The 15,050-nt window shown below is 61.3% G+C and carries 17 protein-coding genes; 3 read left to right on the plus strand and 14 right to left on the minus strand.

Annotated features, from left to right (window positions below):
• Positions 1-47 precede the first annotated feature (47 nt).
• Complete coding sequence (locus AC0IZS_RS33605) at positions 48-3,014, plus strand: Tn3 family transposase (RefSeq protein WP_023842651.1); 2,967 nt, start codon at positions 48-50, stop codon at positions 3,012-3,014.
• Positions 3,015-3,589: 575 nt separating this feature from the next.
• Here AC0IZS_RS33605 and AC0IZS_RS33610 read toward each other — a convergent pair.
• Both AC0IZS_RS33610 and AC0IZS_RS33615 read right to left on the minus strand, forming a co-directional pair.
• Positions 3,590-4,066 (minus strand): hypothetical protein, encoded by a 477-nt coding sequence (locus tag AC0IZS_RS33610; RefSeq protein ID WP_471639706.1) that lies wholly within the window; start codon positions 4,064-4,066, stop codon positions 3,590-3,592.
• Positions 4,060-4,533 (minus strand): hypothetical protein, encoded by a 474-nt coding sequence (locus AC0IZS_RS33615; protein ID WP_471639707.1) that lies wholly within the window; start codon positions 4,531-4,533, stop codon positions 4,060-4,062. Before AC0IZS_RS33615 ends, AC0IZS_RS33610 begins: the two co-directional genes overlap by 7 nt.
• 159 nt (positions 4,534-4,692) lie before the next feature.
• Here AC0IZS_RS33615 and AC0IZS_RS33620 point away from each other — a divergent pair, with 159 nt between their 5' ends.
• A complete protein-coding gene (locus AC0IZS_RS33620; protein WP_436220292.1) occupies positions 4,693-4,935 on the plus strand; it encodes a hypothetical protein in 243 nt (80 codons plus the stop codon).
• A 474-nt stretch (positions 4,936-5,409) separates the two neighbouring features.
• On the opposite strand, the gene AC0IZS_RS33625 is transcribed toward AC0IZS_RS33620, so the two are convergent.
• From AC0IZS_RS33625 to AC0IZS_RS33635, 3 genes are all read right to left on the minus strand, one after another.
• A complete protein-coding gene (locus AC0IZS_RS33625) occupies positions 5,410-7,008 on the minus strand; it encodes a Tn3 family transposase (protein WP_471639708.1) in 1,599 nt (532 codons plus the stop codon).
• Positions 7,009-7,120: 112 nt separating this feature from the next.
• On the minus strand, positions 7,121-7,729 hold the full coding sequence (locus AC0IZS_RS33630) for a hypothetical protein (RefSeq protein WP_436220487.1): 609 nt from the start codon (positions 7,727-7,729) through the stop codon (positions 7,121-7,123).
• A gap of 276 nt (positions 7,730-8,005) precedes the next feature.
• The gene (locus tag AC0IZS_RS33635; protein WP_436220486.1) at positions 8,006-8,449 is read right to left on the minus strand and encodes a hypothetical protein; all 444 of its coding nucleotides are present in this window, start codon (positions 8,447-8,449) and stop codon (positions 8,006-8,008) included.
• Positions 8,450-8,768: 319 nt separating this feature from the next.
• On the opposite strand from AC0IZS_RS33635, the gene AC0IZS_RS33640 reads away from it, so the two are divergent.
• Complete coding sequence (locus AC0IZS_RS33640; protein WP_471639709.1) at positions 8,769-9,098, plus strand: hypothetical protein; 330 nt, start codon at positions 8,769-8,771, stop codon at positions 9,096-9,098.
• 82 nt (positions 9,099-9,180) lie between these two features.
• Here AC0IZS_RS33640 and AC0IZS_RS33645 read toward each other — a convergent pair whose 3' ends face one another.
• From AC0IZS_RS33645 to AC0IZS_RS33685, 9 genes are all read right to left on the minus strand, one after another.
• Positions 9,181-9,456: a hypothetical protein gene (locus AC0IZS_RS33645; RefSeq protein WP_436220484.1), complete on the minus strand. Its 276-nt coding sequence runs from the start codon at positions 9,454-9,456 to the stop codon at positions 9,181-9,183.
• 9 nt (positions 9,457-9,465) lie between these two features.
• Positions 9,466-9,954, minus strand: a complete 489-nt coding sequence (locus tag AC0IZS_RS33650; protein ID WP_436220483.1) for a thermonuclease family protein — start codon at positions 9,952-9,954, stop codon at positions 9,466-9,468.
• Positions 9,955-10,179: 225 nt separating this feature from the next.
• Complete coding sequence (locus AC0IZS_RS33655; protein ID WP_471639710.1) at positions 10,180-10,422, minus strand: hypothetical protein; 243 nt, start codon at positions 10,420-10,422, stop codon at positions 10,180-10,182.
• A 77-nt stretch (positions 10,423-10,499) separates the two neighbouring features.
• Entirely contained in the window at positions 10,500-10,754 is a 255-nt protein-coding gene (locus AC0IZS_RS33660) for a hypothetical protein (RefSeq protein ID WP_471639711.1), read from the minus strand.
• 401 nt (positions 10,755-11,155) lie between these two features.
• Positions 11,156-11,845, minus strand: a complete 690-nt coding sequence (locus tag AC0IZS_RS33665; protein WP_471639712.1) for a beta/alpha barrel domain-containing protein — start codon at positions 11,843-11,845, stop codon at positions 11,156-11,158.
• Between the two features lie 212 nt (positions 11,846-12,057).
• Positions 12,058-12,669: a hypothetical protein gene (locus AC0IZS_RS33670; RefSeq protein ID WP_471639713.1), complete on the minus strand. Its 612-nt coding sequence runs from the start codon at positions 12,667-12,669 to the stop codon at positions 12,058-12,060.
• Positions 12,670-12,775: 106 nt separating this feature from the next.
• Positions 12,776-12,958, minus strand: a complete 183-nt coding sequence (locus tag AC0IZS_RS33675; RefSeq protein WP_471639714.1) for a hypothetical protein — start codon at positions 12,956-12,958, stop codon at positions 12,776-12,778.
• A gap of 824 nt (positions 12,959-13,782) precedes the next feature.
• Positions 13,783-14,220: a hypothetical protein gene (locus AC0IZS_RS33680; RefSeq protein ID WP_471639715.1), complete on the minus strand. Its 438-nt coding sequence runs from the start codon at positions 14,218-14,220 to the stop codon at positions 13,783-13,785.
• A 26-nt stretch (positions 14,221-14,246) separates the two neighbouring features.
• Positions 14,247-14,882, minus strand: a complete 636-nt coding sequence (locus tag AC0IZS_RS33685) for a hypothetical protein (protein ID WP_471639716.1) — start codon at positions 14,880-14,882, stop codon at positions 14,247-14,249.
• Positions 14,883-15,050 lie beyond the last annotated feature (168 nt).

The raw sequence follows: 15,050 nt of genomic DNA on the forward strand, positions 1-15,050 counted from the left end.
TTTAGCGGAACTGGATTTACTCGGCCATAGAAAGAAAAAGAGCATCCATGCCACGCCGTTCGATCCTGTCCACTGCCGAGCGTGACAACCTGCTGGCATTGCCGGACGCCAAGGAAGAGCTGATCCGTCACTACACGTTCAGCGACACCGACCTGTCCATCATCCGGCAGAGGCGCGGTCCGGCCAACCGGCTGGGCTTCGCCGTGCAGCTCTGCTACCTGCGCTTTCCCGGTGTCATCCTTGGCGTCGATGAGCCGCCGTTTCCGCCTTTGCTGAAACTGGTCGCTGACCAGCTCAAGGTTGGCGTCGAACGCTGGGGCGAGTATGGCCAGCGGGAACAGACCCGGCGCGAGCACCTGGTCGAGCTGCAAACGGTGTTGGGCTTCCAGCCCTTCACGATGAGCCACTACCGGCAGGCCGTCCAGTGGCTGACCGAGCTGGCAATGCAAACCGACAAGGGCGTCGTGCTGGCCAGCGCCTTGGTTGATCATCTGCGGCGGCAGTCGGTCATTCTGCCTGCCATCAACGCCGTCGAACGAGCGACCGCCGAAGCGATTACCCGCGCCAACCGGCGCATCTACGATGCCCTGGCCGAACCGCTATCGGACGCGCATCGCCGCCGCCTCGACGATCTGCTCAAACGCCGGGACAACGGCAAGACGACCTGGTTGGCTTGGCTGCGCCAGTCACCGGCCAAGCCGAATTCGCGGCACATGCTCGAACACATCGAACGCCTCAAGGCGTGGCAGGCGCTCGACCTGCCTTCGGGCATCGAGCGCTTGGTTCACCAGAATCGGCTGCTCAAGATCGCCCGCGAGGGCGGTCAGATGACGCCCGCGGACCTGGCCAAGTTCGAGGCGCAGCGCCGCTACGCGACCCTAGTGGCGCTCGCCATCGAGGGCATGGCCACCGTCACCGACGAAATCATCGACCTGCATGACCGCATCCTGGGCAAGCTGTTCAACGCCGCCAAGAACAAGCATCAGCAGCAGTTCCAGGCGTCCGGCAAGGCGATCAACGCCAAGGTGCGGCTGTTCGGGCGCATCGGTCAGGCGCTGATCGAGGCCAAGCAAGCAGGCCGCGATCCGTTCGCCGCCATCGAGGCCGTCATGTCCTGGGATGCCTTCGCCGAGAGCGTCACCGAAGCGCAGAAGCTCGCGCAGCCCGAGGACTTCGATTTCTTGCACCGCATCGGCGAGAGCTACGCCACGCTGCGCCGCTACGCGCCGGAATTTCTCGGCGTACTCAAGCTGCGGGCCGCGCCTGCCGCCAAGGACGTACTCGACGCCATTGAGGTGCTGCGCGGCATGAACAGCGACAACGCCCGCAAGGTGCCTGCCGACGCGCCGACCGACTTCATCAAGCCGCGCTGGCAGAAGCTGGTGATGACCGACGCCGGCATCGACCGGCGTTACTACGAGCTGTGCGCGTTGTCGGAGATGAAGAACGCACTGCGCTCCGGCGACATCTGGGTGCAAGGCTCCCGCCAGTTCAAGGATTTCGAGGACTACCTGGTGCCGCCGGCCAAATTCGCCAGCCTCAAACAGGCCAGCGAATTGCCGCTGGCTGTGGCCACCGATTGCGACCAGTACCTGCATGAACGGCTGACGCTGCTGGAAACGCAGCTCACCACCGTAAACCGCATGGCGCTGGCCAACGAGTTGCCGGATGCCATCATCACCGAATCGGGACTGAAGATCACGCCACTCGACGCGGCGGTGCCCGACACCGCGCAGGCGCTGATCGACCAGACGGCGATGATCCTGCCGCACGTCAAGATCACCGAACTGCTGCTGGAGGTGGACGAGTGGACAGGTTTTACCCGGCACTTCGCGCACCTGAAATCGGGCGACCTGGTCAAGGACAAGAACCTGCTCCTGACCACGATCCTGGCCGACGCAATCAACTTGGGCCTGACCAAGATGGCGGAATCGTGCCCCGGAACAACCTATGCCAAGCTGGCATGGCTGCAAGCCTGGCACATCCGAGATGAAACCTATGGGGCGGCACTGGCCGAGCTGGTCAACGCGCAATTCCGCCACCCCTTCGCCGAGCATTGGGGCGACGGCACCACGTCATCGTCGGACGGGCAGAATTTCCGCACCGGCAGCAAGGCCGAGAGCACCGGCCATATCAATCCTAAATACGGCAGCAGCCCAGGGCGGACGTTCTACACCCACATCTCTGACCAGTACGCGCCGTTCCACACCAAGGTCGTGAACGTCGGCGTCCGTGACTCTACCTACGTGCTCGATGGCTTGCTGCACCACGAATCCGACCTGCGCATCGAGGAGCACTACACTGACACGGCGGGCTTCACCGATCATGTCTTCGCCCTGATGCACCTCTTGGGCTTCCGCTTCGCGCCGCGCATCCGCGACCTGGGCGATACCAAGCTCTACATCCCGAAGGGCGATGCCGCCTATGACGCACTCAAGTCGATGATCGGCGGCACGCTCAACATCAAACACGTCCGCGCCCATTGGGACGAAATTTTGCGGCTGGCCACCTCGATCAAGCAGGGCACGGTGACCGCCTCATTGATGCTGCGGAAACTCGGCAGCTACCCGCGCCAGAACGGCCTGGCCGTGGCTCTGCGTGAGCTGGGCCGCATCGAGCGCACGCTGTTCATCCTGGACTGGCTGCAAAGCGTCGAGCTGCGTCGCCGCGTGCATGCCGGGCTGAACAAAGGCGAGGCGCGCAACGCGCTGGCTCGCGCCGTGTTCTTCAACCGCCTGGGCGAAATTCGTGACCGCAGCTTCGAGCAGCAGCGCTACCGGGCCAGCGGCCTCAACCTGGTGACGGCAGCCATCGTGCTGTGGAACACGGTTTATCTGGAACGGGCCGCGAATGCCCTGCGTGGCCACGGCAAGCCCGTTGATGACTCTCTATTGCAGCATCTGTCGCCGCTGGGTTGGGAGCACATCAACCTGACTGGCGATTACCTCTGGCGCAGCAACGCCAAGATCGGCGCGGGCAAGTTCAGGCCGCTACGGCCGCTGCAGCCAGCTTAACGTGCTTTATTTTCCGTTTTCTGAGACGACCCCAAGGTGTGCATGCAGCGCATGCTCGGCTGGAGTAAGTAGTTCTCGGGCACTATCTAAGGCCCATCGCAAATCATGTTGCGCTCAGCCCAATAGAGGCTTCCAAATGCCACAAGCGCAGTCAGCAATACAGAGGCCGGCGCCTCCAAAGCAAGTTCCGACCAGCGTTGCCAAGATGCAAGAGCGATGCCCGCGCAGCCAAGAAGCGCTGGTACTCTGAAAAGCTTCATGAGCGCTACAAGCAATTCAGCCCGAAGAGGGTGTCTGGTGCCAATCTGGCGGTACACGGTTCGCGCTGCCCAATATGCCAACAGATTCGAGGTAATCCAATAGCCCATGAAGACTATGCACACTTGGACCCAGAATCCGAACGGGCCCAGCCGATACGGCGAGACGAGTGCGGCCGCTGCGATGAAGCCTGTGACCGCATAGCCGCTGTGAAGCATCGCTCGCAGAGCGGCCAGACGGAGAAGTGTGCGGTCCATGGGCCGATACTTGGTGGGCATAGATGTCACTTTGGTCGGCGCGGCTGTTGGCACCTTCGGTCAGGCTGCGGCCAGCTGATAGCCGACGTTGTTGATTGCGTGGTCGTTCAAACCTCTCATCTGGATCAGGCCTGGGAGCGAGTTGGCCAGCGCGGAGCAGGCCCTCGACACGCTGACTGCATGTTCGAGGGCGGCCACGTGGCTCACGCCCTTCCCCAACGCAAGGGTTGCGCGTGCGATGGTCAGTGGGCCGTGCTTTCCAGCACTGAGGCTGCCCAATAACAGGCCGGACTGGGAGCGCGAAAGCGGCGCGAACTCACCGACCTCCCTGAACGCTACTTGCCGAGGCAAGTTCTCCGAGATGTCGCCGAAGATCGCGAGCGATGTCACGATGCCGCCGGCATCGTTCAGCACCACCAGCGTGGCGCCGTCGCTCTGGTGAATGCACACGAGAACACGTTCCATGGCTCCGGCAGGGCCCACGGGGAGGCTCACGAGCGCTGCCCTGCCCTCAAGTTCGTAGTCGGTGCTCAGCATGCCTTGCGCCCCTTGGTCAACACCACGCGCTGCGCGCCGTACAGGCCTGCGATGACGAGGACCGATGCGATCAGCACCACTGCGGGCATGTCCACCACCGGATCCGACCACGTGCGCCGGGTAGCCACTGCAAACAGGATGCAGCCGATCAGCGCGGGCACGCGCAGCAGCGCCATGTAGGCGAACAGCAGGTTTGCGCGTTGCCGCGCGAGCCCCCCTTCCTGCCCTGCGCCGGTCTTGGCCGTCAAAAGGGTCCAGAGCAGCCCAGTTCCCGCGAAACCATTCACGACCACCGCGGTCTGCGTCTTGAACGCATACAAATCGGCGCCTGCGAGAGATGCGGATGCGGTGGCAGCGGCTACGATCGCGACCGCGTAGGCGGTGTGGATGGACTCGCGCTTTGCAGCGGTGAGAAAGGTCGGCGAATGCCAGATGCGATTGTGGAATGGGCTTCGTACGGAGGGCATGGATTGTCTTGAGGCAGATGACGTTTCCACCATATCGCGCCAGGCCTCCCCGTTGGCCCCCTAAACGACCCGACCGGGGGAGCATCTCCCCTTTTTCGCGACTTGACGCCTTCTCGTTCGGGCGTAGGCTTGTACGAAAGATCACCAGGAATTGACACCATGACCGAAGAAATCAGCACCTCTCCCGACGGCACCGTGACCCTCACACCAAAAGGCCTGCGGATTCTCAAGCTCACCTGGGCCACTGCGCTTTTCGGAGCCGGCGCAACGGAGGAGACCCAGTACCCAAGTCTCGATGCGGCAAAGACCGCTGTGGATCTGATGTTGGCAGGTGTCCTTGAAGCGGACGGTACGGTGGCGGCCGCAGCTGACGCGACGATGGACATGAGGCTTCGTCACTAGGCTGCAGAGCAATCTGAGTTGGAAAGAGGCTCCCGGAACCTGGAACGACTACAAGCCTTCCGCGCTCCTCGAACCGCTACGCAAGTTGATGGGCGCCCAGGTCGATGCACAGCATCTCTATTCGGCGGTCAAGGCTGGCTGTTCGGTTTTCCTCACAAGCGACAAGACAGACATTTGGTCCAAGCGCGACGCGATACAGGCGCTCGCCAACATCCGGGTGCTCCACATGCCTTCTGAGCTGGTGACACTTGGGCAACTGGCGCAAGCGGGGGTAGACGTTGGGCCGCCAACGGAATAATTTGCGCCCCGAACGACTTCTCCGCCGAGCCCCCAATAGCCTACTTAATTAGTCGGGTATTTCCTTTTTTGCACGGAATAAATGAAATGGCGAAATGCACGGGCGTGCTAAGTCGTTGATTTATATAGAGCAGCTTTCCGATTTTGCAGACGGAAATGCAAAAGCACGAAATAGGGTTATTTTTCGGCGCGTTTTGCGGGAGTGCGTTTCGAGGTCATTTCTCCCTTCAAAAGCACGCTGGCATACCGGGCAACACTGAAGCTCATGGTGCCCCGGAAGTTGATGTGCCCGAAGTGGACCGGCCCGATTCGGCGCAGGATGCTGTCGTCAATGCGTTGCCCGCTGGACTTCAGACGATCTACGGTTTCCTGCAGTTTCATCGTGTTCCAGCCGATCACGACGTTCGTCAAGAGCGCATGCGATCCCGAAATCGACTTGAGCTCGTCGCGGCGGCGGCCTCTTTCGGCGGTGATTCGACCGTAGTAGATGGCCCGCTGAAGGAGGTGCACCGACTCACCGCGGTTGAGCAAAGTGTGGATTTCCCGCCGGAAGACGTCGTTGGTGAAATAGTCGCACAGGAACACCGATCGCAGCAGGCGGCCGTACTGGTCCAGGCAGCGGCGAACGTCATCCCCGGCCGCTGCGCTCCCGTGGCGGGCCAGCGCCCAAGCGACGCTCACGCGGCCAGACTTGATCGAGGCAATAAGGCGCATGGTCTGGTCCCAGCCTTCCCGGATAGCTTTTTCGGTGATGGCTGGTATGGTGATTTGCTCGAGGGCCTCGGACACCTTGATCGAGCGGGGTGTCCAGATCTTGCGGTCTGGTAGGCCGGCCAACTGGGGGCACAAGTCGAACTTCAGCAGCTTGGCCACGCTCATGCCTGAGTAGGTATAGCCGTGGGTGTCCACCGCCAAAAGGTCGACTTTGATGCGGTCTTCGCTGTGCGAGTTGTAGGCTTCGATCCCATGCACTGCCGGCGCGTCCTGGCGCGTTAACAGCACGATGGGTTGGTCAAAGATGACCGGGTAGCTGCCCAGGATATGGGTGTAGATGCCTGCCGCCGCGGTCTTGCGACGAGGATCGGTGCGGGCAATGGACAGGTGGCGAGTTGCGTCGAGCGCCATCATGTCCGAGGAGGCCTTCTTCCCATCGCTCCACAGCTTTACGATCGGAAACCGCTGTTGGAATGCCACCACGCTATCGTTGGCTGAGCGCAGCCGGCCAGGCGCCTCGAGCATGCGCATGGCGGCCGATACGCGGCTGACGGGCACGCCGGGAATCATGGCTGCTGCCGCCTTGGCGTCGATCTCTGTGCCGTGCGCGAGCAAGCCCGCATACAGTGCGATGAGTTCTTCGGCGTCTTCCGGCTGGCGGCCCAGCAGCATGGTGCTGATTTGGGTCCGACTGTCGATCTCCAAAATGACGTCCGGCAGCTGGGTTGCGCCAATCAAGTCGCTCAGGCGTTGATTCGTGTGTCGAAGTTCCGGGTCTTCCTCCGCGGCGCGAATCGCCGGTATACGCACGCAGCCGTCTTCATCGATCTCAAGCAGGCCTTTTTCGAGTCCGACCTCCACATCGGCAAGGCCGGCACGCAGCAACTCGTACTGGAGGTCAAGCGCTTTGCGCGGATCCAATTCCAGACCATAGGCTTCGCAGAGCGCGACTTTGTCGCGCTCCCACTCGTCCTGCGGAATCAGCAAACTCGCCTTGTTCTGGTAGGTAGCGCTGTGGTTCACATACAGGCTTCCTCCCCGCAGCCCCTTGCTGATGCGCATTAATGCGCAACCTTCAAAAGCCCTGAGTGCCGCCTGCCCCTAGCTCCTACCGCGATGCGACCGGCACCGAGCCTCAGGGAAATCGTGCTGATCCGCTAATAGTCGCACCAGCTCAGAACGACGACGCCCGCCGAAGCGTTTCCCGGGCGACCTCGTCCAGGATAAGTCCGCACAGGCCAGCGAGCGACTGATTGTGCGCGAAGGCCTGACTGTCCAGAAACGCGCGAGTTTGTGGTGCTACTGTCACGGGAAAGCGGCAAGCGTTCTGGTCCGCCACCGTCCCAGTCGATGCTGTTGCGGCCCCAGCGCTCGCCCTTGCCAAGATGTCGATCACGGATAGCGAGGTCGATGCGGCCGCGCTATCCGGTGCTGAAGCCGCTGGCGGTGGCGAGGTGGCGATGGCGGCCGTGGCAAGTCTGAACTGCCCTGCGTCGGAGAGCTCCACCAGGCCCTTGGTGCGGAGACGTAGCGCGTGAGCGCAGAGGCTCGCACGGACGGTGGTCCACCCGGGATTCTTTGCGAGGGCTGTCAGCAGCCCCAGCTCCAACGGAGACAAGACTTCCAGTTCGGGACCGCAATTCTTGACAGCGTCGAGTGCTTCCTGTTGACCATCGGCAAGAACGGCGTAGACCTTCCTTGGAGCGTATTCGAAGTCCACGGGGCTCGGTCCGCCCGACCATTCTCCAGTTTCCTTGTTTCGGGCGACGAACCAGATCGCCATGTGTTGCTCCTCTGCTTTAGCCCTTGATGATGCCTGTGCAGAGGATTTGATCCGATTTGTTCATCGCGCGGCCCGACCATTGATCCCGGTTGGGGCACTTTTGCGAGTGCTGCGGCAGCGCCCTGCACTTCGTGGGTGTCCAGTCATCACACGCCCAGCCAAACCATTTCATCGGAAGCCCTGTCGTAAAACGAGCCAGGCCATGTGCGTAAGCTCCCGGCAGAGTTCAAGCACGTTTTGAAGGAATGAACTGCCGGTTCTTGATCGGCCGTAGAGTCATGGACGATTAAAAAAATAGTTTCTTATGTTCTTGGAGTATTCAGTTTCCGCCTGTTGATACGCAACACCGTTCGGGCTTTGTATAATTTTCGTCTTGAACTCTTCGAACCATCTCAGTTGCCTTCGCTTGGTTACCTTAACGCTCTCAGGATCGGCATCGTAAATTTCCATGCGCCGGCGAGCAACAATTTCCCATCGGGTCAAATCTGAACTAGAGACATTTCGGCTGGCGTCCTTTCTCGACTCGCGTCTGAGAAGTAGATAGATTATTAATATGAGGATCGTGATCCACATCACAATCTGTAGCGGCAACGGAATACCACCCGTGCCCTCGGTTGAATTAGATGGGGAGGTGCCTTTGGATCTGACCAGCTCGTTTTTTGCTTTTTCAATAGCTGCCCGTTCCTCTTGGACCTTCTGTTCCAAGAGTAGTTCGGTCATAGCTTGAGCCTTGCGCTCATTCGACGTAGCTTGAGCGGCACTGTTTCCGACAAAGCCAGCGGCTGTGGCTGCTATCAATAAGGCACTCACCAAACTTCGCATAACAGCATCTCCCTAGGTAAATTTTTTCAACAACAACGGGTGTAGGCCATGCCTCTTCTCCAGCGATCATAGCCGAGGTCCCCTGATAGCCCCAGCATTGAATGAGTCCTAGGTATCGTTTTCCAATGCTCGCCAACAGTCAATGTAGCCAGCGAGCCCAAACTGCCACCGGTTTGCGCATGGTGGGTCATTTACGCGAACGGGTAGGAGTATATAATTGGGTATGAAAGAAAAAATGAAATATGCTCTAGGTCTTGTTGTGGCTGTCGCTCTCGCAGGTTGCAGTCAAAGCACAAGTGAAAATGCCGTGTCGAAAGACAGCGATATTCAAGCCGATCTCCGTAAGAAGTTGGTCAATCCGGAGTCCGCCAAATTTGGTGACGTAATCGAGTCAGCCGATGGTAAGTCGGCATGCTTGATGTTCGATTCGAAGGGTACGACCGGCCAATATATGGGGTGGGGGTCGGCCCTTCTTCACAAGCAGGGCGACAAGTGGGTAATAACTGCCGTCAATGGCAACCCAGCCGAGTGCCGCCTGAAGAAGTGAGCCACCTGTGGCTTGCGCTTGGCACCTCCAACTTTTACGCCGCCGGAGGCGTGTGCACGTGAAGGTGGGTGCTGGCCGCCAGTTACTTGGCTGCGGCCTTCTGAAGGCGAGCCAGCGCGCCAGCTGAAGGAGCTGTTGCGCCAGCCGCTGGCATAAACGTCACTGCACTCAACGGGTAGGGCATGTCGACGGTCGAGGGGAACGGCCAACCTGGCGGCGTGGCGCGCAGGCGCACCAGGGTGGGCTTGGTGGGGTGGGTAAGGAATGCCACAAACGAATAGGCCCAACCATCGAACTTGCCGCCATGGATAGTCCCGTACGCCGGCAGCGGGGCGTCCGTTGATGGTGTCTTGGACATCGTCGTAGCCTACCAGCCAGATGAGGCATGGCCTCGGCGCTGCGCGCGCCATTCCCATGGAGCCACTGGATTGGGGTCGGCCCACAGCCCTACCCTGCCCTGGCGCGCCTTGGCTTCAACATCCAGCAGTGATTGATCGGTGAGGTACTGGCGGTACACCCAGGCCATCCCCTGCGCCACCATGAGGCGGTTGATGTCCTGGCCATCGACCAGGACGGTTCCGATGGTGCGACCGTAACGGTCGGTGCCGCTGGTCTTCACGTGCACCACCTTCGCGAACACTGCCTTGGACAGGGCCTGCTTGGCGCGCGTGCCGAACTCAGCGCGGGACTCGGGGGCGTCGACCTGGCTCAGCCTCACGCGGACTGGCTTGTGGTCGACCAGCACGTCGATGGTGTCGCCATCAAGCACGCCAACGACCCGGCCGGTGATGTCAGCATAGGCGGTGCCCAGTACGGCCCATGCGGCGAGGACGACGAGGAAGCGGTGAAGTTTCATGAGTGTCTGAAGTGTGTGATGTGTGGCGGGGTTGTTGAAGATGAATTTGCCAGATTCGCCTCATCGGTCAAGCCCATTCGCGGACTGTGTCAGCTCTTTCCAAAGGCGCCCTATCCACCATGGGCAGCTTTGGAAAGCGCTGTGGGCCGCTGGCCCACAGTTCTCTCGCATGTTGGTCAGACGCGCACCGGCGCGCGACTAGACCTTGTTGGTTGGATGCGTGGGTCAGCTCGGCGCCCGCGCCCACTGGCCGCACGGGCGCGCGCCCTGGGCATCGTAGGCCGCGGTAAGCGCGTCGCCATCGACGCCCCGGGTGAGCGCGACCTTTGTGTGAGCGTCGGGATACTCGTGGCCGCATTCAATCAGCGAGTTGAGGGCCTTGAGCGCCGCCTCGAGTTGTGCGGCCGAGGTACGCGGCTGGGCCGAGCACTTCCGGCCTGCCTTCGGCTGAGACAGTTGGTGTTTCATGTGACTTCCAATCGGTGGTGCCGTAGGAGCCCCCGCCGGGGAGTCCCCGGCAGGGTTTGAAGAATGTGGCAGCTCGATCAGGGCGTTGGCGGCGATCGCCCGGCCCAGGCGTCCGCCACTGCCTCTTCGCTCATCAGCGCCGGCAAGAGTTTCGTGGTCACCTCGTGGCTCTCCACGGTCGCGGAGGTGCCCCCGGTAAGCATTCCGTCCCCGATGGCCTGTTCGCACAGTCTTGGGAGCAGCGCTGCCATGGTGGCAGCAGTCTCCCCATTGAGCGAGTAGGTCACGTCGACGGTCAATCGGATTTGCACTTCGGCTTGTTCTGCCTTCATATCGGCTCCAGAAATGTGGTCGGAGCCTCCCTATCGGGTAGAGCCCCGATCGGGTTGAAGATGTTGGTTCACCAAGGCGGCATGACAGGTGCTGGGCACCCTGGCATAGGCCGCTTGGCCAATCTGAGGTGCGTGCCGATGGACAGCAGCAGTTGGCGATGGTCAGAAGACCGGTGTTGGGCAGAGCAGTGTCAGCCCACGGGTGCAACCTGGTGCACCTGCCGAGGGTGTGATCCTCGAAGCATCGCGGCAGCATATTCGACCTGCTGGCCGGCAGCAAGCATCTGCGTCGCGGTAGCGCCTGCTCACCCCTAGAGCCGGGGCTTGCAGCTGTGGCCAATGGTTGGCGACTTGAAGCGCCGGGTGGCCACAGGGGCAATGCCTATAGATGGGCGCCCGGGTCAGGTGCCACTTGCGGCGTGGACGAAAGCCCGCAGCTTCTCGTAGTCGAACCGATGTTCGTCGAGCGAGACTCCAGTGGCCACCAGCACGTCGCTGAGCAATCCCCTGTAGCTCGCGATGTTCTCCGGGCTCATGCCGCTTGCCACGGCAAGGCCCTGGGAGCTTGTACCGCGCATCAGTTGGATCTTCTCCACCGTTGGCGGCTGGCCGGTGGCTTTACCGCTTGTGGTTGGTGTGAAACCTAGCGCACGGGCGGCACGGGCTGACTTGGCGGGGGTGGGATCCTCGGCCTGGTACTTGAAGGCCACGCTCGCGAAGACCCGCGGCTTCGCGCTGCCCGGGAAGACATCGCGCGCCCGGGCCAGCTTGAGCGCGGGCGCCCTCGCCTCTCCTGCGACGATGCCGGGTTCATCGATCCACACTGCGTCCAGTGCATTGGCTGCTGCCAGCTCGAATGCAGCGGTGGGGTCCTTCTCGGTGAGCAGGTTGATCCCGACACACAGAGAGCGTCCATCGGTACTGCGCACGCTCTTGATGGCCGTGGCCAGTGACGGCAGCTCGTGGTCAGCGCCTTCGTGGCTGATGAGGAAGACGCCGTACACGCCCGCATCGAGGGCGAGGTGTGCTTGTTCGAGGGTGAGCGGTCCATTCAGGTGATGGATGACCGCCCAGACGTTGACTGTATTCATGGTGAGATTCTTCTTGATTGGTGGTCCAAGCGCAGCGACAACCGGACGTGCCGATGCTACTGCGGTGCGGCCGGTTGTTGGCGCCCAGGCCTTCCACAGCTACCGGCTTACGACCAAATACCCCGGCGCCGCTGGCGCGCGGGGATTCAGTTCATGACGGTGGCACGTTCCTCGCAGGCAGGAGGCTCTGGGGTGATGTGCATGCCGAGGCATCAGTCGTGTGCGCGATCAGCTCCAGTTCCAGCGCGGTGCGCAGCCATGACCCCTTCAACGTAGCGGAAGTCCGCGGTCAGCTGAGACTTCAGTTGAGGGCCGAGGAATCGCATCAGCGTCTCCACGTAGGACTTGCGATCTGCTGGCTGGTAGATCGACATGGGGTCCACGCCGGTGTATTGGCGAGCCAGTTTCAGCAGGTGCAGCTCGAGGACATATCGTTGATGATCGCTTTCTGTCTTCGGACAATTGCCCGGGATCCTGGTTGCCAGGCCTGCCGCAGCGGCTTGGGCCGCGCACTGTGCCTGGAAGGTCTTCGCGTCCTCTTCCTCGAGGAGGTAGCTGAGCTTCGGATCCAGGATGACGGGCCGTTCCTCGCCCGAATCCACGAACGCCTGCGCCATCAACCACTGGCCCTTGGCGAGCAGCTGGCGCTGGTAGGCTTCGACGATCGGCGTCTTGACGGCCACATCTGCCATGCAGAAAGCCACGGCGTTGGCAGTCGCGATCATTTCTGGTGCGTCCGCCATGGCCTGCACCCTTTCGCGGGTGAGCTTGGTGTTGTCGGTGGACGCGCTGCTGCGCCCCCCTGTTGAGTTGGAGAGTTCCATGTGTTCTTTCTGAATAGGACATCGCCGTGTGGTGGCGAGGCATGCAGCCACGTGGTGGCTTGCGTTTGATGGAGCGTTACCGCGCTGTGCAGTCGCTGGGGCGCAGTCAGGCCAGGCGCCAGCCGGTACTGGTGGACACCAGGCTGCCAGCTTTGGTGAGCGCCTTGAGGCGTTCGTTGACCGCAGCCCATGTCATGAGGCGCAGGCTTTCGATGGCCATGAGCTGCGCGCGGCTGGCGTGGCCAGCGCGCACGGCAGCGAGGATCTGATCGTCGAGGGAGTTGGTCATTTCCGGTACAAGTGAAAACGCCCACTCACTGGCAAGCAGTGAATGGGCGCAAGGAGTTGGCCGGGCTGGGGGCCAGCTGCCGCCTATTGCGCGAGAGCGCGTCGTCCAGCGGCGGTTGGGCGGCCGGTCGAATCGACCAGGCCGTTGGCTTGAAAGAGCTGCTTGAGCCCTTCGTACTGTGTGTCAGGCGGGACCTGATGGCCGGACTTGATCGGGCCGGGAGTTGTCTTTGGGATTTTGGTGCTCCGTTTAGGCATGTGCGTTCTCCTGTGAGCTATTGGGGATAGCTTACCAAGATGCACGGGTTTTTCAAGGTCAGATGAGCTTGCAGTGGACTGCGGCTCGGTAGAGTTTGGGCATCTCGGTCGCCGGCAGGCGGCCCAAGACGTGCCTCTGGGTGGCAAACATCTGAGCCCTGATCGCGAGGTCGAAGCGTGTGGGCCGGTTCAGGCCGCAAGCGGCCAGTGAAACAGGATCAGACACAACGACTTCGTTTGCTGGAGGGCTGCTTTTGTCCACGCGCTGGGAGCTTCCATACGCGAGGACGTAGCGGCTCTCGCCAAGGACTTCGAGGACCAAGGCTGGGTGCAGTGAATCGGCCAATTTCTCGGCGAATGGAAACCGTACCATGACTATGTCGCCAGGGGTAGGCATTGCCGGCTCCTTTGGAATGGAGCCATCCCACTGGGGATGGCCCAGTGGGTGAATGCACGCGAGAACGGTGCGGTTGTTTGATGAGTGCGAACACTCTATTGCGCGCGAGGCGAAATCAGGCTGGAGCCTACCTCAAGGCTTGCTCAAGCGCCAGTAGATGCGGTGTGAGCCTATGCCCCGCGCTTGCCCTTGGCAGCGGCCGCCACTTCAGCTCGGAGGTCAGATGAGGCTCGGGTCCAACTACCGTCGTTGGTGCCTGTCCAGATCTCGCCCGATTCCAAGTCCACGGCCATCCACTTCGTGGGGCACTTGGTGGTCAAAGTGAGGTTCACATTGTCGGCGAGCTCAGCGACCTGGCGACCTGACAGTAGCTTGCGCTCTGCGCTCAATTTGACCCAGTGCAAGTGCCCGTGTCGCGCGACAGTTCCTGCCTTCGCGGCTTCCTGGATCAGTAGGTCGGCGATATCGTTCGCGCGGTCCCTGCTACGGGGGTTTGTCATGGGGAAGATCAGGGCCATGAGGTCCGAGCGACGGAACGGCTCTTGACCCTGGCGATCAAGGAGGCTCTGCAGGGCTGCGCGGTGCCGCAGTGTCAATTCAATCTTCATGTTGGGGATTCCAGAGGTGGAGTCGGTCAGTTGGTGCAGGGTGCCACGCTGTAGCCCCCGATGTCAGCGAGCGTGAGGCGTTTTCGCTTCCAGCGGCGCTGCGTAGCGTCGAGCCAGGCTTCAAGCCTGTCCAGGACCTCGGCTTGCGAGCGCCGGCCGTACTCTCGTGAAATCCTGTCCGTGCACCAGCGGGCTTTCGCGGCGTCGGTCTTGCCAGGCACAAAGTACGAGTCGGCCATGTAATGCATCAGTTTGCCGGAGTAGGTAGTGAACTCTCTGTCCGACACCTTGATGCCAGCTGCGCGCATCAGGTGCAACTGGCAAGCGAAGGCCTCAAGCTCCCTCACGGTGGCACGGTTGGTTCGAGGCTCGTCGTATGGCACATCGTTGAACACCACTTTCCGCATTCTGAAGTGGTATCCCTCGTCTGTCGCTCGCGTGCGAAAGGACTCAGGCCCGAACTGGCTCGCGTGGCCAAGTTCATGAAACAGGGTTGATACCGAAATGCTCGGGCCTGCCCTCGCGCCAAAGAGGTAGTTCCGATAGCCTTCAAGCCAGGGGTCGAATCGCAGAGCAGGATGGCCAGCGAACGGCAAGCGCGCGAGCCTGCCTCTGCATGCGGCCACGATGCGCCGATCTGTGGGGGTGCTCAGATCGCGCATAGGGGTGGTTTGCAGAAGCACAAGGTGCGCCGTGAGCCTGGAAGCAGGCTTGATGGCCAAGGGGAGCGGTTCGCTGGCATTGCTTGCAGAGTTGCTTTGATCAATTCAAGGTAGCACGGGAACGCGGTCACGCAAGGTTCTTTGACCTGCACTCAATCGGCGTTGTCG

The sequence above is a fragment of the Acidovorax sp. AC410 genome (genome assembly GCF_979253235.1).

Coding starts and splice junctions, on each gene's coding strand:
- AC0IZS_RS33620 (WP_436220292.1), top strand. CDS start 4,693: ATGACCGAAGAAATCAGCACCTCTCCCGACGGCACCGTGACCCTCACA.
- AC0IZS_RS33660 (WP_471639711.1), bottom strand. CDS start 10,754: ATGAAGGCAGAACAAGCCGAAGTGCAAATCCGATTGACCGTCGACGTG.
- AC0IZS_RS33665 (WP_471639712.1), bottom strand. CDS start 11,845: ATGAATACAGTCAACGTCTGGGCGGTCATCCATCACCTGAATGGACCG.
- AC0IZS_RS33685 (WP_471639716.1), bottom strand. CDS start 14,882: ATGCGCGATCTGAGCACCCCCACAGATCGGCGCATCGTGGCCGCATGC.
- AC0IZS_RS33645 (WP_436220484.1), bottom strand. CDS start 9,456: ATGTCCAAGACACCATCAACGGACGCCCCGCTGCCGGCGTACGGGACT.
- AC0IZS_RS33680 (WP_471639715.1), bottom strand. CDS start 14,220: ATGAAGATTGAATTGACACTGCGGCACCGCGCAGCCCTGCAGAGCCTC.
- AC0IZS_RS33625 (WP_471639708.1), bottom strand. CDS start 7,008: ATGCGCATCAGCAAGGGGCTGCGGGGAGGAAGCCTGTATGTGAACCAC.
- AC0IZS_RS33650 (WP_436220483.1), bottom strand. CDS start 9,954: ATGAAACTTCACCGCTTCCTCGTCGTCCTCGCCGCATGGGCCGTACTG.
- AC0IZS_RS33670 (WP_471639713.1), bottom strand. CDS start 12,669: ATGGAACTCTCCAACTCAACAGGGGGGCGCAGCAGCGCGTCCACCGAC.
- AC0IZS_RS33675 (WP_471639714.1), bottom strand. CDS start 12,958: ATGACCAACTCCCTCGACGATCAGATCCTCGCTGCCGTGCGCGCTGGC.
- AC0IZS_RS33605 (WP_023842651.1), top strand. CDS start 48: ATGCCACGCCGTTCGATCCTGTCCACTGCCGAGCGTGACAACCTGCTG.
- AC0IZS_RS33615 (WP_471639707.1), bottom strand. CDS start 4,533: ATGCCCTCCGTACGAAGCCCATTCCACAATCGCATCTGGCATTCGCCG.
- AC0IZS_RS33610 (WP_471639706.1), bottom strand. CDS start 4,066: ATGCTGAGCACCGACTACGAACTTGAGGGCAGGGCAGCGCTCGTGAGC.
- AC0IZS_RS33655 (WP_471639710.1), bottom strand. CDS start 10,422: ATGAAACACCAACTGTCTCAGCCGAAGGCAGGCCGGAAGTGCTCGGCC.
- AC0IZS_RS33630 (WP_436220487.1), bottom strand. CDS start 7,729: ATGGCGATCTGGTTCGTCGCCCGAAACAAGGAAACTGGAGAATGGTCG.
- AC0IZS_RS33635 (WP_436220486.1), bottom strand. CDS start 8,449: ATGACCGAACTACTCTTGGAACAGAAGGTCCAAGAGGAACGGGCAGCT.